This is a genomic window from Pseudidiomarina sp. PP-1MA (assembly GCF_041200125.1).
Classification (GTDB): domain Bacteria; phylum Pseudomonadota; class Gammaproteobacteria; order Enterobacterales; family Alteromonadaceae; genus Pseudidiomarina; species Pseudidiomarina fusca.
The window spans coordinates 1,659,558-1,683,335 of sequence record NZ_CP165718.1 but is presented as its reverse complement, the minus strand read 5'-3'; the positions used below and the strand labels follow the sequence as shown (position 1 = coordinate 1,683,335).

The 23,778-nt window shown below is 47.5% G+C and carries 19 protein-coding genes; 10 read left to right on the top strand and 9 right to left on the bottom strand.

Going from position 1 to position 23,778, the window contains the following annotated elements; translation table 11 throughout:
• Nucleotides 1-52 precede the first annotated feature (52 nt).
• Entirely contained in the window at nt 53-1,366 is a 1,314-nt protein-coding gene (locus AB8S08_RS08035) for a diguanylate cyclase domain-containing protein (protein ID WP_369742444.1), read from the top strand.
• Nucleotides 1,363-2,310: a diguanylate cyclase gene (locus AB8S08_RS08030; protein ID WP_369742443.1), complete on the top strand. Its 948-nt coding sequence runs from the start codon at nt 1,363-1,365 to the stop codon at nt 2,308-2,310. Before AB8S08_RS08035 ends, AB8S08_RS08030 begins: the two co-directional genes overlap by 4 nt.
• On the opposite strand, the gene AB8S08_RS08025 is transcribed toward AB8S08_RS08030, so the two are convergent.
• The 4 genes from AB8S08_RS08025 to AB8S08_RS08010 all read right to left on the bottom strand — a co-directional run bounded on the left by AB8S08_RS08025 (nt 2,270) and on the right by AB8S08_RS08010 (nt 8,796).
• The gene (locus tag AB8S08_RS08025) at nt 2,270-3,790 is read right to left on the bottom strand and encodes a putative bifunctional diguanylate cyclase/phosphodiesterase (protein ID WP_369742442.1); all 1,521 of its coding nucleotides are present in this window, start codon (nt 3,788-3,790) and stop codon (nt 2,270-2,272) included. The two genes, AB8S08_RS08030 and AB8S08_RS08025, sit on opposite strands and share 41 nt — an antisense overlap.
• Nucleotides 3,791-3,902: 112 nt before the next feature.
• The gene (gene fghA, locus AB8S08_RS08020) at nt 3,903-4,748 is read right to left on the bottom strand and encodes an S-formylglutathione hydrolase (protein WP_369742441.1); all 846 of its coding nucleotides are present in this window, start codon (nt 4,746-4,748) and stop codon (nt 3,903-3,905) included.
• Complete coding sequence (locus AB8S08_RS08015; RefSeq protein ID WP_153826012.1) at nt 4,738-5,862, bottom strand: S-(hydroxymethyl)glutathione dehydrogenase/class III alcohol dehydrogenase; 1,125 nt, start codon at nt 5,860-5,862, stop codon at nt 4,738-4,740. Before AB8S08_RS08015 ends, fghA begins: the two co-directional genes overlap by 11 nt.
• 144 nt (nt 5,863-6,006) lie before the next feature.
• Nucleotides 6,007-8,796 (bottom strand): M16 family metallopeptidase, encoded by a 2,790-nt coding sequence (locus tag AB8S08_RS08010; protein ID WP_369742440.1) that lies wholly within the window; start codon nt 8,794-8,796, stop codon nt 6,007-6,009.
• A 208-nt stretch (nt 8,797-9,004) separates the two neighbouring features.
• On the opposite strand from AB8S08_RS08010, the gene udk reads away from it, so the two are divergent.
• Both udk and AB8S08_RS08000 read left to right on the top strand, forming a co-directional pair.
• Nucleotides 9,005-9,637, top strand: coding sequence for a uridine kinase (udk, locus tag AB8S08_RS08005; RefSeq protein ID WP_162014488.1), 633 nt, complete (start codon nt 9,005-9,007; stop codon nt 9,635-9,637).
• 21 nt (nt 9,638-9,658) lie between these two features.
• Nucleotides 9,659-10,906 carry a NupC/NupG family nucleoside CNT transporter gene (locus AB8S08_RS08000; RefSeq protein WP_153826015.1) on the top strand — a complete coding sequence of 416 codons (1,248 nt, stop codon included), beginning with the start codon at nt 9,659-9,661 and terminating at the stop codon, nt 10,904-10,906.
• Between the two features lie 86 nt (nt 10,907-10,992).
• Here AB8S08_RS08000 and tesB read toward each other — a convergent pair whose 3' ends face one another.
• Nucleotides 10,993-11,859 carry an acyl-CoA thioesterase II gene (tesB, locus tag AB8S08_RS07995; protein WP_369742439.1) on the bottom strand — a complete coding sequence of 289 codons (867 nt, stop codon included), beginning with the start codon at nt 11,857-11,859 and terminating at the stop codon, nt 10,993-10,995.
• 125 nt (nt 11,860-11,984) lie between these two features.
• Nucleotides 11,985-12,872, bottom strand: coding sequence for a diguanylate cyclase domain-containing protein (locus AB8S08_RS07990; RefSeq protein ID WP_369742438.1), 888 nt, complete (start codon nt 12,870-12,872; stop codon nt 11,985-11,987).
• A gap of 276 nt (nt 12,873-13,148) precedes the next feature.
• On the opposite strand from AB8S08_RS07990, the gene acnA reads away from it, so the two are divergent.
• Nucleotides 13,149-15,830 carry an aconitate hydratase AcnA gene (gene acnA, locus AB8S08_RS07985; RefSeq protein WP_369742437.1) on the top strand — a complete coding sequence of 894 codons (2,682 nt, stop codon included), beginning with the start codon at nt 13,149-13,151 and terminating at the stop codon, nt 15,828-15,830.
• Nucleotides 15,831-15,870: 40 nt separating this feature from the next.
• Here acnA and AB8S08_RS07980 read toward each other — a convergent pair whose 3' ends face one another.
• On the bottom strand, nt 15,871-16,605 hold the full coding sequence (locus AB8S08_RS07980) for an SDR family oxidoreductase (protein ID WP_369742436.1): 735 nt from the start codon (nt 16,603-16,605) through the stop codon (nt 15,871-15,873).
• Nucleotides 16,595-17,026, bottom strand: coding sequence for a 2-amino-4-hydroxy-6-hydroxymethyldihydropteridine diphosphokinase (locus AB8S08_RS07975; protein ID WP_110075374.1), 432 nt, complete (start codon nt 17,024-17,026; stop codon nt 16,595-16,597). The genes AB8S08_RS07980 and AB8S08_RS07975 overlap by 11 nt, the downstream gene beginning before the upstream one ends.
• Before the next feature lie 95 nt (nt 17,027-17,121).
• Between AB8S08_RS07975 and AB8S08_RS07970 the strand changes: the two genes are divergently transcribed.
• Genes AB8S08_RS07970 through asnB form a run of 5 tightly spaced genes read left to right on the top strand, consistent with a single transcriptional unit; the run spans nt 17,122 to nt 22,325 of the window.
• Nucleotides 17,122-17,649: a hypothetical protein gene (locus AB8S08_RS07970; protein ID WP_369742434.1), complete on the top strand. Its 528-nt coding sequence runs from the start codon at nt 17,122-17,124 to the stop codon at nt 17,647-17,649.
• The gene (locus AB8S08_RS07965; protein WP_369742433.1) at nt 17,646-19,070 is read left to right on the top strand and encodes an urea transporter; all 1,425 of its coding nucleotides are present in this window, start codon (nt 17,646-17,648) and stop codon (nt 19,068-19,070) included. The genes AB8S08_RS07970 and AB8S08_RS07965 overlap by 4 nt, the downstream gene beginning before the upstream one ends.
• Nucleotides 19,071-19,076: 6 nt before the next feature.
• The gene (locus AB8S08_RS07960) at nt 19,077-19,199 is read left to right on the top strand and encodes a hypothetical protein (protein ID WP_257119960.1); all 123 of its coding nucleotides are present in this window, start codon (nt 19,077-19,079) and stop codon (nt 19,197-19,199) included.
• Nucleotides 19,200-19,232: 33 nt separating this feature from the next.
• The gene (locus AB8S08_RS07955) at nt 19,233-20,297 is read left to right on the top strand and encodes an aspartate carbamoyltransferase (protein WP_369742432.1); all 1,065 of its coding nucleotides are present in this window, start codon (nt 19,233-19,235) and stop codon (nt 20,295-20,297) included.
• A gap of 15 nt (nt 20,298-20,312) precedes the next feature.
• Complete coding sequence (gene asnB / locus AB8S08_RS07950; protein WP_313932155.1) at nt 20,313-22,325, top strand: asparagine synthase (glutamine-hydrolyzing); 2,013 nt, start codon at nt 20,313-20,315, stop codon at nt 22,323-22,325.
• Between the two features lie 9 nt (nt 22,326-22,334).
• On the opposite strand, the gene AB8S08_RS07945 is transcribed toward asnB, so the two are convergent.
• Nucleotides 22,335-23,732, bottom strand: a complete 1,398-nt coding sequence (locus tag AB8S08_RS07945; RefSeq protein WP_369742431.1) for an alkaline phosphatase — start codon at nt 23,730-23,732, stop codon at nt 22,335-22,337.
• Nucleotides 23,733-23,778 lie beyond the last annotated feature (46 nt).

Here is a 23,778-nt window from a genome sequence, read left to right as displayed (position 1 = left end):
TAAGAACAAAGAGGCAGCTGTGTTAAGTACCCGTTTTCAGCGAGGAACCTTTATGGTAGCAGTGAGTTGTTCACTGTTATTAGCTTTCTTTGCGATTGAGCACTTTCATAGCTTGCATTATCAACAACTCCGCCAACAGCAATTAAGTCAGGCGCAAACTCAATTAGTGAAGTTCCGAGCTAATTTAGAGGCTGAACTTAATGCCGCCTTGTATGCGAGTTGGGGCTTAGTTAATTACCTTACCTTAAATCCGCGCACTAGTCCGCAGCAATGGCAGCCGTTAGCCCAAGGTATAATAGAAAACCATCAGAATATCCGTAACCTAGCCATCGCTCCAGATAATATTGTCAACTTTGTCTATCCTCTAGCAGGCAACGAAGCTGTGCTTGGCGTTGATTACAGTAAACTTCCTGAGCAATTGGCGATGATTGACGCAGCTCGACAACAACGGCAAATGTTAATTGCGGGTCCCGTTGACTTGGTGCAAGGAGGACGTGGCGTTATTGCTCGAATTCCTGTTTTTTATCGCGCTGAGGATGGTACTGGCGAGCAATATTGGGGTAGTGTAGCCGTGGTTCTTGATTTAGATCAGTTGTTGCAGCGGCAGCAGCTGACGGAGTTAACCGCGCAGTATAAAATAGCCATGCGGGGTACCGATGGTAAAGGCGCTACTGGCGATATTTTTATGGGTAGTGAAGCCATCTATGCGCAGGCAGACTTTTATGATGCGGTGCAATTTTTAAATGGCTCTTGGTCGATTGCTATCCAGCTTGACTCGCAGCAATTGGGTTCGGTGTGGCAACAGCAGCGGGTTCGCCTAATCGGCTATCCGTATGTAACAGCTTTGTTTTTAATGCTGATGGCATTATTTAGATGGTACCGGCGCACCTACCAAGAGGCTATGTTAGATCCACTCACCGGGGTGGCTAATCGTCGCGCTTTAGATGAGCGTATGCAGGTACTCATGCAAGTGTATGAGCGGCACCAAATTAAGTTTGCCGTGATTGTGGTTGATCTTAATGGCTTTAAGTACGTAAACGATAGCTTCGGCCATCATGCTGGTGATTTGGTGTTACAGCACACCGCACAACGCTTGTTAGTCAATACCCGTGCCACAGATACGGTAGCGCGATTAGGTGGTGATGAGTTTGTACTGGTGTTGATGGGGATTGATAACGAACGTGTTGTTAGTCGGCAAGTCGATAAATTACGTGCAGCATTGAATCAACCCGTGGTGGTTAAAGAACAACAGATTGCGGTTTCTGCTAGTTTGGGATGTGCGTTGTTTCCTATGCACGGACAAACAGTAGAGGCCTTGCTGCAACATGCTGATAGTCAGATGTATAAAAATAAGCGGAAAGAATGACCTTAAGAACCCCATTGCGTACCGATAAAACCTTAGCCGAGCTTATTGAAGTTATCCCTGATGCAGCATTAATTGTTGATACTAGCGGGTGTATCGTGCTGGTTAATCGGATGCTAGTTAACATGTTTGGTTATCGGCGTCGTAAAGACATGGTGGGTCGGTCTATGAATATACTGCTGCCTGACCAAGTGCGCCAACATCATGATCAACACATGCGCTATTTTTTCGAACAGGGAAAAAATAGACCCATGGGGAAAGGCTTTAAATTTGCAGGCATCAAGGCAAATGGCGACACCATTTATGTTGATATTATGCTCAGCCATGTCGAGTTTGATGGTAAAGATTTTGCGATAGCTTTTATTCGCGATACCACCAGCAATAAAATCGTTGAAGATAGAATTAGACGAGAGCTTGAGCGCGAACGAAAGCTGGCTATGACTGACCATCTCACAGGGTTGGAAAATCGGCGCGCTTTTGTTGAGGAGCTCGAAGGCAACATTCAAAGCTTAGCAGAGCATGGCTGGCAATTTGCAGTCTGTTTTATTGACCTTGATGACTTTAAGTTGGTGAACGATAACTTAGGCCATCAGATTGGCGATGACGTTTTGCAAAAAGTTGCACATATTCTGAAAGCCAATTGTCGTGGCTCCGATTTAGTAGCACGTATTGGCGGTGATGAATTTGCCACGATTCATGCCGGTGCTAATTTGCAAGATGCTATGCACGTGTTAGAGCGGGTTCGCAGTAGCATAGTGCAGGAGTTATCAGCCGATAAAATACCTGTAACCTTGTCTATGGGGCTTTGCCATTGCTATGAGCAACAGCGCCATTACAGTGTGTCTGGTATTCTTAGCGCGGCTGATCAAGCTATGTACGAAGCCAAACAACAAGGCAAGAATCAAATCAAGATTGCATGCGTTGACGCTGATTTAGATTCTCAATAAAAGTGACTAAGTTTTTTACTGGCATAGGTCGCGCATACAAATAGCCTTGAAACTCTTCGCAGCCCTCACGTTTTAAGTAAGTAGCCTGTGCATGAGTTTCAACCCCCTCTGCTACAACACGCAGATGAAGCGCTTTGGCCATAGCTAGAATGGTGCGTACCAGCTTGGCATCTTGGCTATTGTTGGTAATATCTTGCACAAAGCTTTGATCAATTTTTACTTCTTTAATCGGTAGTAAACGCAACGTATTCAGTGATGAGTAGCCGGTACCAAAGTCATCTAGAGATACTTGTACGCCTTTGTCATGCAACACTTCAATCACCCGTTTAACCCCCTCTAAATTTATCAGTGCTGCGGTTTCGGTCAGTTCTAACTCAATCACCGACCAATCTCCGGGTAATTCAGCGAGGTTTTTGATAAAACGGTCACAGCTGCCACTGCCATTAAAATCAGTGGCTGATACGTTAAAAGAAACCCTTGGGATATGTTTGTAGAGGAGCTGATGCTCAAGTAACTCGCGGATGCCTGTTTGCATGACAAAATCGGTGATCTGACAAATTAAACCATGCTGCTCGGCCAGCGGGATGAATTGATCCGGCGGAACTAAGCCACGTTGTGGATGATGCCAGCGAACTAGCACTTCAACGCCGGTGATAGCTTGGGCATCGGTGCAAAATTGTGGCTGATAAACCAAACTTAATTGCCGCTGGCTAATGGCATGGCGTAAATCGTAGAGCAGGAGACTACGTTGATTAGCTAATTCGCCGTAGCTTGGGTCATACACCTTATATCGACCGGGGCCACGACTCTTGGCTTCATCCAGAGCTTTTCCTGCATGGTCGATTAACGCATCGCTATGCTCGCCGTCGCGCGGAAACAAGGCTACACCGACACTGCAACTAAGGCGCAAATCTGGCAGTGCGGCCAACTGAATGGTGGCAATCCGTTGTTGCAAATTATGGATGAGCGGCTCAACGGCATGGGGCCATAAGGCTTCAGGCAGGGCAATAGCAAATTCGTCACCATTAAAACGTGCAATAAAGGCCTGTTGATGACAACTGTCACGCAAAATTGCAGCAACTTCTTGCAGGTACTTGTCGCCCGCAGCCAAACCGGCATGAACATTAATTTGTTTAAAACCGTCAATATTCACCAACAGCACTGCTAGTACCAGTTCATGCTCACGAGCGTAGCTTAATTCGGTATTAAGTTCTTGGCCAAACATGTGGCGATTCAGTAACTTGGTGAGTTCATCGCGTTGGCTAATATTGCGTTCGCGTTGTAAGGCTTTGTAGGCAAGAAAATAGAGTAGCAACGCAGTGACGATAACATAGCCAAACCCTTTAAAGGTTTGTAACTCGGTAATGTAATCGCTGGCACCGGCTAGCGAAAAAACGAATTGGTCAGAAAAGCGAATCCATACCAAACCTAACACCAAGTAGATGGCAGCAATAACCCCAGCGGTTTGGCGTGGTGACATAGACGTCTCCTTGCGATGACGTGAACACAGCTATAGTGTGTTCTTTCAACATAGCAAGGAGTACGTTATTTTGCCAGTTAGATGAGCGAATAATCGCTTGTTTTTTAAGCGGCTATCGGTTTAAGTACTGCGCATGAAAGCGAAGATGATCCGCAATAAAGCTGGCGATAAAATAATAGCTATGATCGTAGCCTGCTTGATAACGCAAACTAGCCACGGCATCCTTAGGTAGGAGCTGTAAGGCTTGCGCTAAGGTTTCTGGAAGCAATTGCTCGGCTAAAAAATTATCGGCGCTGCCTTGATCCACCAAGAGCGGAGGGCAGTGTTTATAATGTTGTAATAGCTGCACAGCATCGTATTCGGCCCAGCTTTGGGTATCCTCACCTAAATACCCGCGCAGGGCTTTCTTACCCCATGGGCATTGGCTAGGATGACTAATAGGAGCAAATGCCGACACACTCTGATAACGTTCAGGGTTGCGCAGAGCAATCACCAATGCGCCATGGCCGCCCATAGAGTGGCCACTAATACTGCGTTGGCTGGTAAGCGGTAGGTGCTGCTCAAGCAAAGCTGGCAGTTCATCCACAATGTAATCGTACATCTGATAGTGTTGCTGCCAAGGAGCTTGGGTGGCGTTCACATAAAATCCTGCGCCTTTACCGAAGTCGTAAGCACCGTCAGGATCATCGGGCACCTCATCACCACGTGGGCTGGTATCTGGAATAATCAGAGCTATGCCAAGTTCAGCCGCAACGCGTTGGGCACCGGCTTTACTGCTAAAGTTCTCATCGGTACAAGTGAGCCCAGATAGCCAATAGAGTGCAGGTACGGCTTGGTGTTCTGCTTGCGGTGGTAAAAATACACTGAACTGCATCGCGCAGTTGAGCACCTTAGATTGGTGCTCAAAGCGTAATTGACGGCCACCGAAGCTTTTAACTTCGTTGACTTTATTTATCATAGTGAATAACCGTCCGAATCGATTTACCTTCATGCATCAAGTCAAAAGCTTCGTTGATATCTTCTAAGCCCATGGTATGGGTGATGAAAGTACTCAGCTCAAACTCGCCTTTAAGGTATCTTTCTACGTAATCAGGTAATTGACTACGACCTTTTACGCCACCAAAGGCGCTACCACGCCAGACCCGACCGGTAACTAACTGGAACGGGCGGGTGGAAATTTCTTCACCAGCACCAGCCACCCCAATAATCACTGATTCGCCCCAGCCTTTATGGCAGCATTCTAGCGCTGAGCGCATGACTTTGACGTTACCAATACATTCAAACGAGAAATCCACGCCGCCATCAGTCATTTCGACAATCACTTCTTGAATTGGACGGTCGTAGTCGCTTGGATTAATACAATCTGTGGCACCTAGCTTGCGCGCAATATCAAACTTAGATTCGTTAATATCAATGGCAATAATACGGCTGGCTTTCGCCATCACTGCGCCAATGATCACTGACAAACCAATCCCACCTAGACCAAACACAGCAACGGTATCGCCAGCTTGTACTTTGGCTGTATTCATTACTGCACCCATACCTGTGGTGACGCCGCAACCTAACAAACAAACCTCTTCGAGTGGGGCCTCTTTGTTTACTTTGGCTAACGCGATTTCTGGAACAACGGTGTACTCAGAAAACGTTGAAGTGCCCATATAGTGATAAATGGGTTGACCATCTTTAGAAAAACGAGTGGTGCCATCCGGCATTAAGCCTTTACCTTGGGTAGTACGAATGGCTTGGCAAAGATTGGTTTTACCTGATTTACAGAACTTACACTCACCGCACTCGGGGGTGTAAAGTGGAATCACGTGGTCACCCACAGCAACTGAGGTCACGCCTTCACCCACGGCTTCAACAACACCGCCACCCTCATGGCCTAAAATAGCAGGGAAAACGCCTTCAGGATCGGCTCCCGACAGGGTATAGGCATCCGTATGACAAACCCCAGTGGCAACAATGCGTACTAAAACTTCGCCTTTTTGTGGCGGCATTAAATCTACTTCTTCAATTTTTAATGGCTCGCCTGGTGCCCATGCAACCGCGGCGCGAGTTTTTATCATGTCCATACATCATCCTTTTGGGTAGAAAGTAAGTAACTGGTGTCACTATTGTAACGGCTACGCAGCAAAAAAGAAAAAGGCTCAAAAAAAAAGCCGCTCACAGAGAGCGGCTAAACACACTTACAACGCAGAACTTAATCAGCTAACGCCTTATAAAGGGTTGCCGTCAGCATCAAGTTTAGTTACTTCGCCTAAGTTAAGCGCACGTACATCGGCTTCGATTTTGCTTAAGTCACCCACGATGACCCAAGTTAAACCTTCTGGACGAATCACGTCTTTGGCTACTTGGCGAATGTTGTTCACCTCTAGGCTGTTAACACGCTCACCGTAGTTTTCCAACCACTGCATGTCTTTGCCTTTTTCTAGAGTGCTTACGATAGAGCCTAATAAAGCGCCTTTGGTTTCATAAGCTCCAGGCAATTTTGCCGTTTTGTTAGCTTTAACTTTAGCTAACTCTTCAGCCGTTGCTGGTTTGTCACCTTCGTATTGCTTCAGTTCTTTCACGATTTCTTGAATAGACTCTTTGGTCTTATCGGTCTGTACTGGAGCAATGGCTAGGAACATACCCGCCTCGTTATTGCCAATCCATGAGCTACGCGCACCGTACGACCAACCTTTGTCTTCACGAAGGTTCATGTTCAAACGGCTGGTGAAGCTACCACCGATGATGGTGTTCATCACGTCAATGGCTTCGGCATTATCAACTTTGTCTGATGGTGCTACATGACCAGCAAAGATGGTTGATTGTGGTGTGCCAGGTTGGTCAATCAAGAACACTCGATTCACTGATTGTGGCGCCACATCGCTAAATTGCTTGGTTGGCTTAGCCGTAGCTGGAGCCTGCCATGCAGCTAAATACTGCTCTAGCAAAGGTTTGATTTCAGCTTCAGTAGTAGCACCAACAATCACTAAACGAGCATTGTCAGGACGTAACCAAGTGCTGTGGTGAGCGACTAAATCATCTCGCGTGAGCGAGTTGATTGATTGCTCAGTACCAGAACCTGTAAGCGGTTGGCTGTAGGCATGGTTATCACCGAACAACAAGCTTGGCATGATACGTAGAGCTTGGCTGTTTGGTTGCGCTTTCTCACGTTTGATGGTTTCTAACCAGTTGCTGCGCTTACGATCGATTTCATCTTGGGCGAAGGTTGGGTTAAGTAGCATATCTGCGAACATATCTAAGCTTGGTGCTAAGTTCGAAGTTAATGCATCCATGCTGATGCGAGACGTATCTAAGCTAGCGCTTGCATAAAGGCTAGTACCTAGGCTTTCTAGCTGACGCGAAAACTCTAGCGCGTCACGGTTACTGGTGCCTTCACGCATCATACTCATGGCAAAGCTTGCAGTACCTACTTTATTACCAAAGTCAGAGGCATAGCCACTGTCAAAAATCAGGCTCATTTGTACGGTCGGGATGTCGTGACGTTCCGCCAGTGCAACTTCTAAGCCGTTAGACAAAGTGAAGGTGTTGAGTTCTGGCAAATCAAGCTCTGGCAATTCGCCAACTTCTGGTAATTTAGAACGATCAGCAATCTGTGCACCTGGGGTGTAACGAGGTTGTGGTACAACGTTTAACACAAAGGCACCATCAGTTAGCCAGCGCTGCATTGCACCTTGGATATCGGCTGCAGTAGCAGCTTGAATGGTTGCTAAGGACTTTTCAAATGCGCCTGGGTTGCCGTGGTAGACTTCACCAGCTGCCAAGATATCTGATTTACCGCCAAAGCCGCCAATACGCTCAGCACCGCGAACAAAGCCAGCTACTTGGCTAAACTTAACCCGCGCCAATTCTTCGGCGGTTGGGCCTTCAGTCATTAATTTGTTGAGTTCTTCATCGATGATAGCTTCGATTTTAGCTAATTCAACACCGGGCTTAGCATCGGCAATCAACATAATTTGACCGGCTAATAAGCGCTCGTAGTTAAAACCAGAAGCCATGCTCGCGATCTGCTCATCATACACAAGGCGTTGATACAAACGTGAGTTTTTGCCGCCGGCTAAAATATCTACCATCAGGCTCAGGTATTCTGAGTCATCAGTGCCCATTTCAGCAGTATTCCAAACTTTGTACAGGCGTGCAGCTGGCACGTTGTCTTCCATGGTGGCACGTTTGATACCTTCACGCTTTGCGACCCAGCTTTCTAGTTTCTGTAGTGGTTTACCGGCTGGAATATGGCCGAAAAATTCTTCCATTTTTTCTTTTGCGGTCGCTACATCGATATCACCAGCTAACACAACCACGGCGTTAGCAGCACCGTAATAGTCATTAAACCATTGGTGGACATCTTCTAAAGATGCGGCATTCAAGTCTTCCATCGAGCCAATCACTGACCACGAATAAGGGTGACCTTGAGGGAAAGTTTGTTCAGCTAAGAAACCAAAGACTTTGCCATACGGCTGTGCTTCGCCTTGGCGTTTTTCGTTTTGTACCACACCGCGTTGCTCATCAAGCTTCTCTTGGGTTACTGCACCTAACAGGTGCCCCATGCGGTCTGACTCCATCCATAATGCCATATCTAAAGCAGGCGTAGGCACGTTTTGGAAATAGTTGGTACGATCGTTGTTGGTGGTACCGTTCATGTCGGTAGCGCCAGCACGTTCAAATGGACCGAAATACTCATCATCGTAGTTTTCAGTACCGTTAAACATTAAATGCTCAAACAAGTGAGCAAACCCAGTTTGGCCTTGTTTTTCATCTTTTGAGCCAACTGCATACCAAACGTTAACAGCAACAATCGGTGCTTTACGATCGGTGTGTACAACCACCCGCAAACCATTGTCGAGCGTAAATGATTCGTAAGCGATATCTAAGTCAGGCAGATTTTGTTGCGCAGCTGCAACAGCTTGCTGACGGTTATTTTGAGTTTCAGCAGTAGTTTGACAGCCAGCTAACAATACTGTGGCTACCGCAACTGCAGTGAGGGTTTTGGTAAAACGCATAAGTTAATGTTCCCTGTTTGAGTCTATTGACCAGCCTATCATAGTCAACTTAGCAGGCAGTTGTAATCCATCAGCAGTGGGAAAAATGTAACAAGATTGGTCAAATTCTCTTAATTCAGTTACAACTTGCTAGGTTACAGCGCTTCCAATTAGCTGCCGAATCAAGGATAATTGCCGGCTGTGGTCGGGCAAAAAGAAAGAAAAACGCGTGGGAAAAACTACTATCATCGCCATCGCTGGCGCTTCTGCTTCAGGGAAAAGCCTCTTTGCATCAACAGTTTATCAAGAGTTGGTGGCAGAGTTAGGCGGTCAAGGTATTGCTATCTTAGCTGAAGATGCGTATTACCGTGACCAGAGTCATTTGAGCTTTGAGCAACGCCAACTAACCAACTATGACCATCCGTCGGCGTTTGAGCATGAATTGCTCGTTAAGCATCTAGAGCAATTGCGTGATGGTGAAGCGGTTCAAATGCCGCAGTATAGCTATAAAACCCACACCCGGGTGCCCGACACCATTAAAGTTAATCCGGGTAAAGTCATTATGGTAGAAGGTATTTTACTCCTAAATGACCCGAACTTACGGAAGTTGTTCGATATTTCAGTGTTTATGGATACCCCCCTTGATGTATGCCTACTGCGGCGCATGATTCGTGACGTAGAAGAGCGTGGCCGGACTATCCAGTCTGTTGCTGACCAGTACCAAGAAACCGTACGACCAGCCTTTTTCGAGTTTATTTTACCGTCGAAGCAGTTTGCTGATTTAGTCGTGACTCGCGGCGGTCAAAATGAAATCGCAATCGACCTAATTAAATCTAAAATTCGCCAGCTTTTGGCTGAATAAAAAACCACGGTCCTGATATTTATGAATAGTTTTCTCGGCATCGCCATCATTCTTTTTATTGCCTACTTATTCTCGTCTAATCGTAAACAGATCCGCTGGCGCACCGTGGGTGGAGCCTTTGCGATTCAATTAGCCTTAGGTGCTTTTGTGCTTTACGTGCCCTTCGGTCAAGACGTGCTGTATGCGGTGGCATCTGGGGTAGCTAACATCATTGCCTTTACCGATGCCGGTATAGACTTTATGTTTGGCGGTTTAGCCTCAGCTGATTTTGGCTTTGTATTCGCCATTCGAGTGTTGAGCGTGATTGTTTTCTTCTCCTCACTGATTTCAGTGCTCTATTACGTGGGCATCATGAAATGGATTATCAAAATTCTCGGCGGTAGCTTGCAGAAGATCATCGGCAGCAGCCGTCCCGAATCTATGTCGGCGGCGGCAAACGTGTTTGTCGGACAAACTGAAGCGCCGATGATGGTGCGCCCATTTATTGCCAGCATGACTAAATCTGAATTGTTTGCGGTGATGGTAGGCGGCATGGCCTCGGTATCAGGTTCGGTGCTAGCTGGTTATGCGGGGGTTGGGGTTGAGTTGAAATACTTGATTGCAGCGAGCTTCATGGCAGCGCCGGCGGGCTTGCTGATGGCAAAGATGATCATCCCAGAAACCGAGAAACCCCGTGAAGATCTCGATAGCATCATTGAAGGCGCTGACATTGAATGTGCCGATGATGAGGTTGAACAGCGTTCGGTTAACGTGATTGATGCAGCTGCTGCAGGTGCTTCTAGTGGTGTTCAGCTAGCTATAAACGTGGGCGCTATGTTGATTGCCTTTGTGGCATTAATTGCTTTAATCAATGGTCTGTTTGGTTGGGTTGGTGGCTGGTTCGGCTACCCTGAACTGTCGTTACAGCTAATCTTTGGTTATGTGTTTCAACCGGTGGCTTATATTTTAGGAGTAAGCTGGGATGAAGCCCAGTTGGCTGGTAGTTTTATTGGGCAAAAGTTAGTCATTAATGAATTTGTGGCTTATCTTGATTTTGTGAATTACCAAGATCAGTTAAGTGAGCATAGCCAAGTGATCATCACCTTTGTGCTTTGTGGCTTTGCTAACTTTAGCTCGATTGCGATTTTATTAGGTGGCTTGGGCGGTATGGCGCCCAGTCGTCGTCATGATATTGCACGCTTAGGCATGAAAGCACTGTTGGCCGCTACACTAGCGAACATGATGAGTGCAGCCATTGCTGGTTTCTTCTTTACCTTAGGCGCAGCTTAAGCAATTGCTGCGCTAGAGACGATAAGCTAGTACCAAAAAAGACCGCGAATAGCGGTCTTTTTTTATGGTCGTAACCCAGGTTTAGCCTATTTTTGTGGGTGCTTACGCATCACACCTTCTTGCATGGTAGATGCTACTAGCAACCCCTCACGCGTGAAAATCTGACCTCTTACTAACCCCCGAGCACCACAGGCACGAGGGCTATCAATGGCGTACAACAACCATTCATCCATCCGAAAATCTTGGTGAAACCACATGGAGTGGTCAATCGTTGCCATCTGTATGTAGGGCTGAGCAAAGCTATGGCCGTGTGGCTGCAATGCCGTAGGTAAGAAATTGAAATCAGAAGCATAGGCCAATAAGTATTTGTGCACCCGTGGGTCGTTTGGCATGTCGCCGTTAGCTTTCAGCCAAACATAGCGGCGCGGTTCGTCGACATGAGGTTTGAATGGATTATTGGCGGTGACAAAGCGCATTTCTATTGGCTTTTCACAAATAAATTTGTTGCGAATACTAGCTGGAATCAAGTCAGCGTGTTCACGATAAATATCTATATCAGATACTAACCCTTCAGGGCCTGGCACCTGCGGCATCGCATCTTGATGCTCAAAGCCAGGTTCGTCTATTTGAAATGACGCTGTCATATAAAAAATAGGTTTGCCAAACTGGATGGCTTGTACCCGCCGCGTGGAAAAACTCTTACCGTCACGAATGGCTTCGACATCATATACGATAGGTTTGTGCGCATCGCCTGGACGCAAAAAATAGCTATGTAAAGAATGGATTTTTCGGTCTTCAGGTAAGGTTTCTTTTGCTGCGGACAAAGCCTGCCCAATCACCTGACCGCCAAACACAGCACCAAATCCTAAATCTTGGCTTTGCCCCCGGTAAATGCCTTGTTCAATAGTTTCTAAACGTAAGAGGTTAAGCAAATCACTTAATACTTGGCTCATGGTTGGTTCTCTTCCTTAGCGAACTTGTTTAGCGCTTGATCACGAGATAGCTACCGCAACAACATCGGCCTGGCTATCAATCAAAGCGGGTGATTATAGCCCGCAGGGCAACAGGGTAAAAGTAGCTAATAAGCTAATTGAATGCTTTTGTCCGTGCGCTGTTTAGCTTGATACATGGCATTATCGGCATGCTGCAAGAGGTCTTCAAGAGTTTCGCCATGGTGGCCGTACAACGCAATCCCAATACTTGGAGTTACTAGAACGTGCTGTTGCGCTAGGACAAACGGCGAACCAAAGGCTTGATAAAGATGCTCAGCGACACTTTGAGCCGCACTGGCATGTTGAATACGATCAGCTAACACCACAAATTCATCACCGCCCATCCGCGCAACTAAATCGTGACTGCGTAAACTCTGCTGGAGGCGTTGGGCAGCTTGCTGGATCAGTCTATCGCCCCCAGCATGACCAAATCTATCGTTGATTTGTTTAAAATGATTTAAATCGAGGTACATCACTGCCAGTTGCGCATTAGTACGCAGGCGCTGCTGGGCTTGTTCAAAAAATGCACGGCGATTGGCAATACCAGTAAGGGCATCGGTAGAGGCTAACAGCTCAAGCTGTTGCAGCAGTCGTTCGCGTTCTTCTTCCATCTGTCGCTGCGCAGTAATATCACGTGCCACTGCAAGGCGCAGATCACGATCGACAAAATACCGAGCTGACCATTGAATCCATGCCACACTCTGGTCGGCGCGCAGGTAGCGATTAACAAAATGAGTTTGGGCTTCACCACCCATAATTTTCTGCGCCGCCGCGCGGGTGCGTTCATGGTCATCCGGATGAATAAAGTTAAACATGGATTGTCCCAACATGTGTTGGGGCGTTCGGCCAAACACGCGTTCAGCACCTTGGCTTAAGTAGACGAATTCACCGGCTCGATTTACCACACAAATGGCATCGAGTAACAAATCCATGTGTTCACTGAGTGCTTGAAACGCTTTGATATCGGTAGCCATAAATTCCTTTGTGAGGCATGCAAAGTAAGTGTGCACCAGTGTTCACACAAGTTACATGTTTATAGGGTATATTTTAGTCGAAGGCAACAGGGTGGTGGTTGATCTTTGTATGAGAAGGTTTCATAGTGAATATCAGTAGCTTAGTTTAAGTGCTTGCGCACTGACGTCGACTAGCGTATTTAATCATTTCAAGCTAGGCTTTTAGGATGTTGCAAAAATAACCAGCGAAGCCAACTGAATCGGGGCTTAGCGGTTTCTACAGATAAGGAGTGCCTCATGTCGAGTAACGACAGTTTTAACACCTTAAGTACCTTAGAAGTTAACGGTAAAACCTATCATTATCACAGTCTACCAAAGGCGGCAGCGCAACTCAGCGAGCTCGCAGATATCGACAAGTTACCTAACTCCATGAAGGTTTTGTTAGAGAACTTGTTACGCAATGAAGATGGCGAAACCGTAACTAAAACTGATATTGAAGCCATTGCTAAGTGGTTACATGAACGCAGCTCAGATCGTGAGATTCAGTACCGGCCAGCGCGGGTGCTCATGCAAGATTTTACTGGGGTACCAGCGGTGGTTGATTTGGCAGCAATGCGTGATGCTGTTGCTAAAGCGGGGCAGAACCCGAATCAGATCAATCCATTATCGGCGGTAGATTTGGTTATTGACCATTCGGTGATGGTAGATAAGTACGCCTCAGCAGAAGCCTTCAAACAGAACGTAAAAATAGAAATGGAACGCAACTTTGAGCGCTATCAGTTTTTACGTTGGGGCCAGCATGCGTTTGAGAATTTCCGTGTGGTACCGCCTGGCACCGGTATTTGCCATCAGGTGAATTTAGAATATTTAGCTAAAGTAGCTTGGACCAAGCAACAAGGCGATAAGACCTATGTGATGCCTGACACCCTAGTCGGAACCGACTCTCACACGACCATGATTAATGGTTTGGGGGTACTCGGTTGGGGCGTTGGTGGTATTGAAGCTGAAGCAGCTATGTTAGGTCAGCCTGTATCTATGCTGATTCCTGAGGTGGTTGGGTTTAAATTAACCGGACGCTTACCGGAAGGCGTTACCGCTACCGATTTAGTTCTTACCGTGACGCAAATGCTACGTAAACATGGCGTGGTCGGTAAGTTTGTTGAATTCTATGGTCCCGGTTTGGATCATTTGCCACTGGCTGACCGCGCGACTATTGGCAACATGGCGCCTGAATATGGTGCAACTTGTGGCTTTTTCCCGGTCGATCAAGAAACCTTGCGCTACTTGGAATTGTCAGGGCGTGATGCCGATACGATTGCTTTGGTTGAAGCTTATGCTAAAGCGCAAGGCATGTGGCGTGAAAGTGGTGATGAACCAAGTTTTACCGCCTCTTTGGAACTTGATTTAAGCACGGTAGCAGCGTCTTTAGCAGGGCCTAAACGGCCACAAGATAGAGTTGCTTTACCACAATTAGGTGCGGCTTTTGATTTGTTCTTAGAAAGTAATGGGCAAGCGAGCGAAACGGAAAAATCCCAACCTGTGGCAGGTACCGATTATGAACTTAGCCATGGCGATGTGGTGATTGCTGCTATTACATCTTGTACGAACACCTCTAACCCAAGTGTGATGATGGCGGCCGGTTTGGTGGCTAAAAAAGCCAGAGAGAAAGGTCTGCAACGCAAACCTTGGGTCAAATCATCGTTAGCGCCAGGCTCTAAAGTGGTCACTGACTACATTGCCAAAGCGGGATTAACCCAATATCTTGATGAACTTGGATTCAATTTGGTAGGCTACGGTTGTACCACTTGTATCGGTAACTCAGGTCCGTTACCAGATAATATTACTGATGCCATCCGTGCTGGCAATTTAACCGTAAGTTCGGTGCTATCGGGTAACCGAAACTTTGAAGGTCGGATCCACCAAGATGTAAAAGCAAACTGGTTAGCGTCACCACCTTTGGTGGTTGCTTATGCGCTAGCAGGCACTACCCGCATCGATTTAAGCAGTGAGCCCTTAGGGACAGATAACGACGGAAACCCAGTTTATCTGAAAGATATTTGGCCAACCAATCATGAAATTGCGCAGGCGGTGCAGTTAGTTGATGGTGATATGTTCCGCAAAGAATACGGCGAGGTATTCAAAGGTGATGAAGAGTGGCGTGCCATTCCTATTGGTGAGGGCGAAACTTATCAATGGAGCGATGATTCAACTTACGTGAAAAATCCGCCGTACTTTACTGCGATTGACCAGCCGTTGGCGGCTATTACGGACATCAACAAAGCGCGAGTTCTCGCTTTGTTTGGTGACTCTATTACTACGGATCATATTTCACCCGCGGGTTCAATTAAAGCTGATTCCCCGGCAGGTAAGTATTTACAAGAGCATGGCGTAAAACCAGCAGACTTTAACTCGTACGGTTCACGTCGCGGTAACCATGAGGTAATGATGCGCGGTACTTTTGCAAATATCCGCATTAAAAACCGTATGCTAGATGGCGTTGAAGGCGGATATACTCGTCATATTCCATCGGGCGAACAATTATCGATTTATGATGCTGCTATGCGTTATCAACAAGAACAGACACCTTTGGTGGTGCTAGCTGGCAAGGAATATGGAACCGGCTCTAGCCGTGACTGGGCTGCTAAAGGTACCACCTTGTTGGGCGTCAAAGCCGTTATTGCTGAGAGCTTTGAGCGTATTCATCGCTCTAACTTGGTTGGTATGGGCGTGTTACCCTTGCAGTTTGTAGATGGTGAAGGAGCGCAAGCTCACGGTTTAGATGGTACTGAGCAAATCAGCATCTTGGGCCTGAGCGATGAGCTAAAAGCCGGACAAATGCTAACTGTGCAAGCAGCAAAAGAAGATGGCAGCACGGTTGAGTTTAAGGTGAAATGTCGCATCGATACCAGTAACGAGCTGCAATACTATCGCAGTGGCGGTATTTTGCATTATGTTTTACGGCAGATGCTAGCGGCATAATAGCTAGCACCTGCAGTTAAGAAAGACGGTGGTAAGCGGCTCAAATATTGAGCGCGCGACCGCCGTCTACTTTTATGGATTCGCCAGTAACATAGGGGTTGTCGCGTAAAAAACGGACCGCTGCAAGCATGGGTTCGAGACCACCTTCAACGTTCAAAGGCGTTTGCGCCAATACTTTACGACGATGTTCTGAATCATGCTCGGGTAAAAATAAAATAGGCCCAGGCTGAATAGCATTGACTCGTATGTGCGGGGCTAAATGCTTGGCGAATGCCTGCGTGAGGTTGGCTAAACCAGCTTTTGCTGCACAGTAAGCAATATAGTCGGTGGCGGGGCTATCCACATAGATGTCGGTGATATTCAGCACCATAGCTTGCTGAGTTTGTCCCTGTCGTAATAATGGTGCTAGCTCACGTATAAGCAAATAGGGCGCTGCTGTGTGTACATTTAACACCGCCGTTAAATGATCTAACTGGTCATCCACAGTGGCGTTGTTGAAAAAGCACGACGCATTATTGACGAGCAAATCAAGTCGCTGGGTGTGTTGCTTAAGTTGCTCAGCTAACGCCAATACTTGGTTTAAGTCTGCTAAGTTGGCGGCTAAACCAACAGCTCCTAATTGTTCGAGCTCGGCAATACCGTCGCGCGAGGTATGATAGTGGGCGAAAACTTGGTAGCCCTCGGCAAGTAATGCTTTGGCTAAAGTAAAACCAAAGCGCCGGCCGGCCCCGGTAATCAAAGCAACGGGTGCTTGAGGAGGAGAGTTAGCTGGCATGGCGTTTTCCTTCATATAATTGCTGCCATTGGCGTTGTAAGTCTGGCACCACATCGGCTAGATAAGCCGGCACTTGTTGCCATACTTGCTGATGCGTTGCTGTGGTTGGTGCTTGCAGTTCACCTAATATATCTAAATCCATCGGCCGATCTTTATGGCTACAGTTTGGGTCGGTGCGGTCTCGACCTAAACTGGTTTCAATCGCATTAAACTGCTGCTTAAGTTGTTCGGGGTTATAACTGGTGCGTAATAGCAGCAACGCATTTAAGAATTCATGGTCGGTTTCAATCGCCACCGGCTGGGTATACAAGGCTGCCGAATACCAAGCCTCGCCTAGGGTGGTTAGCTGCTGCTTGGCTAATTTAAAATTCTGCTCAGGAGCTAAATTAGCCCCCATACTACAAAGATAGATTCGATTCATGCTAATCCTTACGTCACGATTGCTGTGAGCATACCCCAAGTTGCAATGATTTTCTGCACTTGCTAGCCTGTAACAAAGAGCTACGGGAAGGACGAGTGCCGCAACCAACAACCAAGCGCTTTATTATTGAGTTATTTTTCTCTATCACGCTGCTAGCGCTACTATTGTCGCTGATGCAGGCGGGACCCGCCAGTGCTAACTCCAAAGCTAGCCTGCTCGCTGAACCTAACGCCCTTGAGCTCACCAGTGTAGAGATGAGCAAAGAAGGTTATTTTGTGTTGCGTAGTAATACCGCTCCTGCAGCCACAACCTGGCAGTTAGAGCGGTGGTCCGCAGCACCTACCGCAACCCAGTTAAACAACCAACAACCGCTAACACTTTACCCTTGGCCGGCTAACACCCAACAACTGACCCTGTCTGGCTTTGCCAACGGCACTTACTATTTTCGCTTGCGAGCTAGCAATAACACCTACAGTAACGTGGTGAAGGTACAAGTAGATCACTATCCGTTATGGCAAGCCCTGAGCTTATTCAGTTTGGGATTAGGTTTGTTTGTGATAGTGGTGGTGGTGATTGCAAAGGGAGCCTATCGCTCCGCTAACGCTACCGAGGAGCCTTTATGAGCAGTGCTTATGCGCTCACTCCGCAACTCGGCTTAACTCTGGTAGTGCTATTTGGTTTGGGTTGGATAGCTTTCGGCTATTGGTTGGGGCGCAGCAATCATAGCCATGAAGATTTTGCCTTGGCCGGGCGACAAGTAGGGCTGGCTTTGGCTGCTGCTACCGCCATGGCTACTTGGGTGACTAGTAACACCACTCTGGTAGCACCGCAGTTAACCTATCAGTTTGGGGTGTGGGGCATGGTTGGCTATTCTTTTGCAGCGCTGGGCCTGTTGCTGTTTGCGCCCTTAGCAAAACGGATAAAGCAGCTCATGCCTGGTGGTTATACCGCTGGAGATTTTGTCCGCAGCCGCTACGGCAAGCCGGCTTGGTATCTATTCTTAGTCATTTCAGCAGTTTATGCTCTTGCCTGGTTGGTCAGTTTGGGCATGGCCGGAGGCATCCTGCTACAGGCCCTCAGCGGTCTTGATTACCATCTGGGGATGACAGCTATTTTGGTGATCTGCGTCGGTTACACCCTGTTTGGCGGTTTTAAAGCGGTGATAGCTACAGATTTTGTGCAAGCAGTCATCATTATTATCGGTGTGGTGGTGGTAGCAGGGCTATTGCTAACCCAAGTGAGCGTTACTAGCGTGCACGAACAGTTAACGCAGCAGCACCCGCAATTATTAGATCTGCTGTTCCCCGCAGCAATCATGTTTTTGTTTAATAATATTTTTTTCGGTTTGGGCGAGATTTTTCACTCAAACGTCTGGTGGACACGGGCACTATCATTCAAGAGTCAGGTTGGCGCTAAGGCGTTCCTATTGGGTGGCTTATTGTGGCTACCGATCCCCATAGTCACTGGCTTTATTGCCTTAGCGGCGCCACAGCTGGGCATTTTCCCGCCATCGGCCGATATGGTAGGCCCGATGGTAGCAGCGGCAGTATTGGGCAAAGTAGGGGCCGTGGTGGTATTTGTGGTGGTCTTTTCAGCCCTGGCCTCGAGCTTAGACTCCTTGCTTGCCGCTAGCGCAGATTTACTTACTCGTGATATCTATCAACAGCAGCTGCGCCCACAAGCCAATGATCAGCAATTATTAAAGTTTAATCGCTACAGTATTGTGGCCTTGGGTATTTTAACTTGGCTGCTTTGCTTACCTCAGCTAGCTACGTTGGGAGCACTGCTGAATTTTGCTGGCGCTTTTGTTGCCAGCACCATCATGCCGATTATTTTAGGGTTATATCAACCCAAGTTAACGGGCAGCTACGCTACTGCGGCCATGCTCCTTGGCACCTGTGCTGGTTTAGTAGGTTACCTGCTGATTGGTTTCTATGTGGCGGCGTTACTATCCTGTTTGATATCTAGCAGTATTTGTATGATTGGCGTGATACGCAGCCGCAGCCGATTTGATTGGCAGTTATTACAACAACGACAGGACTAAAGCATCATGTTGATAAGCGCAGAATGGTTACAAGGACTCATTTTAAGTTGCTTGGTGTTAGCCGCTGTGGCGCCCCTAGTACTCTTGTTGCTGTGGGTGCGCGATTGGCGTCAGCAAGGCCTGTGGTAGCCCCAGATTATCTTAAGTTAGGAAGCTAAATTTATGAATACAAATGATATTTCGTTTGAGCGTAAGCGGCCGGATGTGTACGGAGACGCTCATCCCAAGGCCTTGCTGAGGGCGATTCAAGAAGATGGCGATTATCTCTTGCAACTAGCCAACCAACACATAGTGACGGGCGATCAGCTCGATCAGAACACCATGAAGCAACTGTTTCGGCTGGCGGCAAAAATAGAAAGTAATCCGAAGCGGTTTAGCTCACCTTTGCAAAATAAGATCCTGATTAGTGCCTTTTATGAGCCTAGCACTCGTACGCGGTTAAGCTTTGAAAGCGCTTGGCACCGATTAGGTGGCGATATCATGTCGATTACCGATCGTTCTACAACGGGGATTGCCAAAGGTGAGGCTTTAGCTGACGTGGCTGAGATGTTTAATAACTACGGGGATTGTGTGGTGCTTAGAGACAACCAGCAATCGTCCTTGTATGAAATGATGGATGCGTTGCGCATCCCCATTATTAACGCTGGCAATGGCTTAGACGAGCATCCCACCCAAGCATTGGCTGATTTGTATGCCATCTTCAAGTGGCGCCCCGAGCTGTTGGATGCCAGTTCGGGGGCCCAAATTAAGATCGGTGTGATTGGGGTTCCTAATAAAATGCGCACGGTGCGTAGTTTGCTGAAAGGCCTCTCCGTATTTGCTCATGTGGTGAGTGAGTTGGTGATTATTCATGATGCCGCCAGCAGCGCTGAGCTTTTTGCGCCGGGGCAACGAGAGCAATTATCGCAACGTGGCATTAAGGTGACCACGAGTACCGAGCTCAACGATTGTTTACCTAGTCTCGATGTGGTTTACATCAATGCTATCTCGTGGGAGGGCGATACCTTTCATACCTACGGTGATGCTTTTCATTTACATGCTAAGTCGCCACTTAAAGCAGATGCGATTATTTTACATCCGTTAGCCCGCGGCGAAGAGCTTTCAACGGAGTTAGATCATACCCCGCACAATTGGTACTTTAGCCAAGCTCGAGGGGCAGTATTTTTACGTATGGCGTTGCTGACCTGTATGGTAGAGCGTGCTGAGCGAGTGATTGATGTTGTCTAACGCAAGGAGAGTTGTATGTGTGGAATAGCCGGAATTTTTAATCAGCATGGCCAAGCACCACAGCCGCAAACCTTGGTCAATATGGCAGCCATCATGCACCATCGTGGTCCTGATGGCTTTGGTTACCAAATTTTAAAAGATACGGGCGTAGGTTTTAGCCATGCGCGGTTGTCTATTATCGACCTCAATGAACAGCGTGGGCGCCAGCCATTTGTCTCTACAGACGGTAACTTGCTATTGGCTCATAATGGTGAATTCTATGATTTTAAAAGAATTCGAGCGGAATTAACTGCAGCAGGGGCTCGTTTTCAGAGTAAAAGTGATTCAGAAATTGTACTGCATCTCTACCAAGCCTATGGTTTAGCTGAAACGCTGACGCATTTGCGGGGCGAGTTTGCTTTTAGTTTGTACGATCAAACCGAAGATTGTCTCTATCTTGTGCGCGACCGCTTTGGCATCAAACCCTTGTATTACACCATGACAGAAACCGGTGTAGTGTTTGGATCTGAGTTAAAAGTGCTGTTTGCCCATCCTGAAGTAACTCGAGAGTTTTCCGACGAAGGCCTATATCACCAGTTAATTCAAGTGATGGTGCCAGGCACTACGGCCTTTCAAGGGGTCTATCAAGTGCCTCCGGGGCATGTGGTAAAAATCAAACGACGCCATGGGCAACTGGATATTTCTTCGCACTGCTATTGGGATGTGAATTTTCCGCTAGAGAGTGATTATCCTGGCGCTGAGGTGAACGAACAAGAATACATTGATGGGGTTCGCAAGCACTTGCTCGAGGCGGTTCAGCATCGTTTAACGGCAGATGTGCCGGTGGGATGCTATTTGTCAGGCGGGATTGATAGCTGTGCTATTTTAGGCTTATCAGCAGCCGCCAGTCAGCATCCGATTAAAGCTTTTACCATTGGGTTTGATGCCGACGCTTACGATGAAACGCCTATTGCTGAAGAAATGGCTGCAGCGACCGGTGCCGAACATCATATTATGCGGCTAAATAGCGATGATTTGTATGACCATTTTGTCGCCACCATCTGGCATACCGAACGTACCATTTATAATACCCTTGGGGTGGCTAAGTATCTTATGAGCCAGCAAGTTAATCAGGTGGGCTATAAGGTGGTATTAACAGGTGAGGGCTCTGATGAGTTGTTTGCCGGATATCCGGCGTTTCGTAAAGATATGTTCTTGCACGGGCTCGACCATCTCCCTGAGTCGGAGCGGCAAGCCTGGCAGCAGTTGTTAGAGAAAAATAATCAACTCTTTAAGGGTGCTATGTTAGCGCGTGAAGAATTCATTAGCCCTGCTTTCAACGCTAAAATGGGATTTACTCCGAGTTGTGTGCAGCCTTGGCTGAGTTGTGGTGAACAAGCTTTGCCATTAATCGCGGCTAAGAGAAGGCAGTACTTAGAAGATTATGACGCTGGTAAAGCTATTGCTGAGACCTTAGATGAAACCATGTTACAAGGTCGTCATCCACTGGATAGAGCACAATATGTGTGGATCAAGACCATGTTAGAAGGGCAGATTTTAACTTGGGGCGGAGACCGAGTTGATATGGCTCACTCGATGGAAGCACGGCCAGCGTTCTTAGATCATCATTTGGCGGAGTATGCATTCAAGGTACCGCCGCATTTGCGTATCAAAGGCAATAAAGAAAAGTATGTGTTGCGTGAAGCAATGAGGGGACTCCTGCCCGAGGTATTGTATAAGCGCGAGAAATTTGCCTTTATGGCGCCGCCGGCCCACACAGATCCAGCTAAATGGCAGGCGGTATTGAAGTTGGCGCAGCACTATTTATCAGCTGAAGCTATTGCGGAAGCAGGATTACTGGATTATCAACAGGTACAAGAAGTGTTTCAGCGACACGAATCAGAGCAGGTGCCTATCGATGAAAAAGTACAGTTAGATGCACTTATTAATCATCTGCTCGGGGTGCAGATCATGCATCATCACTTTATAAAAACTGATGTGCCAGCCCTAGCTCAGCAACGGGCAGATGAGCTAGGCTGGCATGCTTAAGCAGTTAGATTAGCGTACCAGTTGCAGCAATGCTTGAGCTAACTCGGTGTTGTCTAAATAGCCACGGAAGGCCTCCGCACCAGGGCCGGTTGCCATCACCGGAACATCAACCGCGGTGTGACCGGTGGTGGTCCAGCCGGTGCGAGTGTGTTCGCTAATGATTTGTACCAATACCTTACCTAGCGGATATTGCCGATCGCGGCCACGCAATGAGTCGTCAATCTGCACTTGCTCTAGCTGCTGCCATTGTTGTTCCGTTACCGGTAAGTTCAGGATTGGGGCTAGATAATCACGCCATTGCTCACGCGGTAGTTGCAATAATTGCTTGGTCATTTGCTCTAACGAAGCAGTAATGCCCATAACCTGTTCTGAATGCCATGCGTATTCACCGCCTTGGCCTAGGGTTAAACCACCGGTTGAATGGTCGGCAGTGATCACTAATAGGGTATTTGGGTGCTGCGCTAGGTACTCACGCACAACCTGCACTGCGGCAGCAAAATCGGCCATCTCATGCACCGCACAAGCGATATCGTTGGCATGCCCACACCAGTCAATCATGCTGCCTTCTACCATCAAGGCAAACGGCTTGTTGGTTTGCTGGCTTTGCTCGGTGAGTAAGCGTAATGCTTGGCTGGTCATGTGAGCAAGGCGGCCAGGCTTATCATCGATGGCGAAAGGTAAGGCTTTGTCAGCAAACAAGCCTAATACCGGCAGTTGCTGTTGTTGATCCAGTTCAGTGGCATCGGTAAGGATGCTCAAACCTTGCTGCTGCAACTGCGGCAGCCAGTTTTTATCATCCCGATGAAAATACTGATAGCCGCCACCTAATAACACATCAAAGCTCCAGCCACCGTTAGTGACTTGGCTGGCATAGCTATCGGCAATCTCGTTATATTGATTTCGTGAAGGGTGATGGGTAAAAAAGCTTGCTGGAGTGGCATGGTTGACTTGAACGGTAGCTACAGCACCTGTGCCCCAGCCATGTTCACGAGCTTTTTCCATCAGCGTTTGTTGTGGATTTTTTTTCGCATCAATTCCAATCGCGCCGTTGTAGCTTTTCACACCTGTAGCAAGGGCAGTTGCGCTTGCAGCTGAGTCGGTTACCCAAGTATCGTCATCAGGATAGGTAGTTGCCGCGCCAGTTAACAGGTCATCAAAAGGAGTTGCTGCTAGCTCACCGGCGCCAAGTTCACTCATGGCATAGCGATAGGCTGAAATGTATTCAAACCCCATACCATCACCAATCATGAAAATAATATTAGGTGCACCGGAGCTTGTAGCCGTTGCATTAGCTGCTGCGCTATTGCCGTCAGCTGCTGGCTGGTTAGCACATGCGCTGAGTACCAGGGCAGCGGCAATACTGCTGGCAAGGCGACCAAATTTAACCGCGGGGGCCGAAAACTTCATAACAACTCCTAAAAATAAAGCAGGTTTAATAGCAAAGCTTAAAACT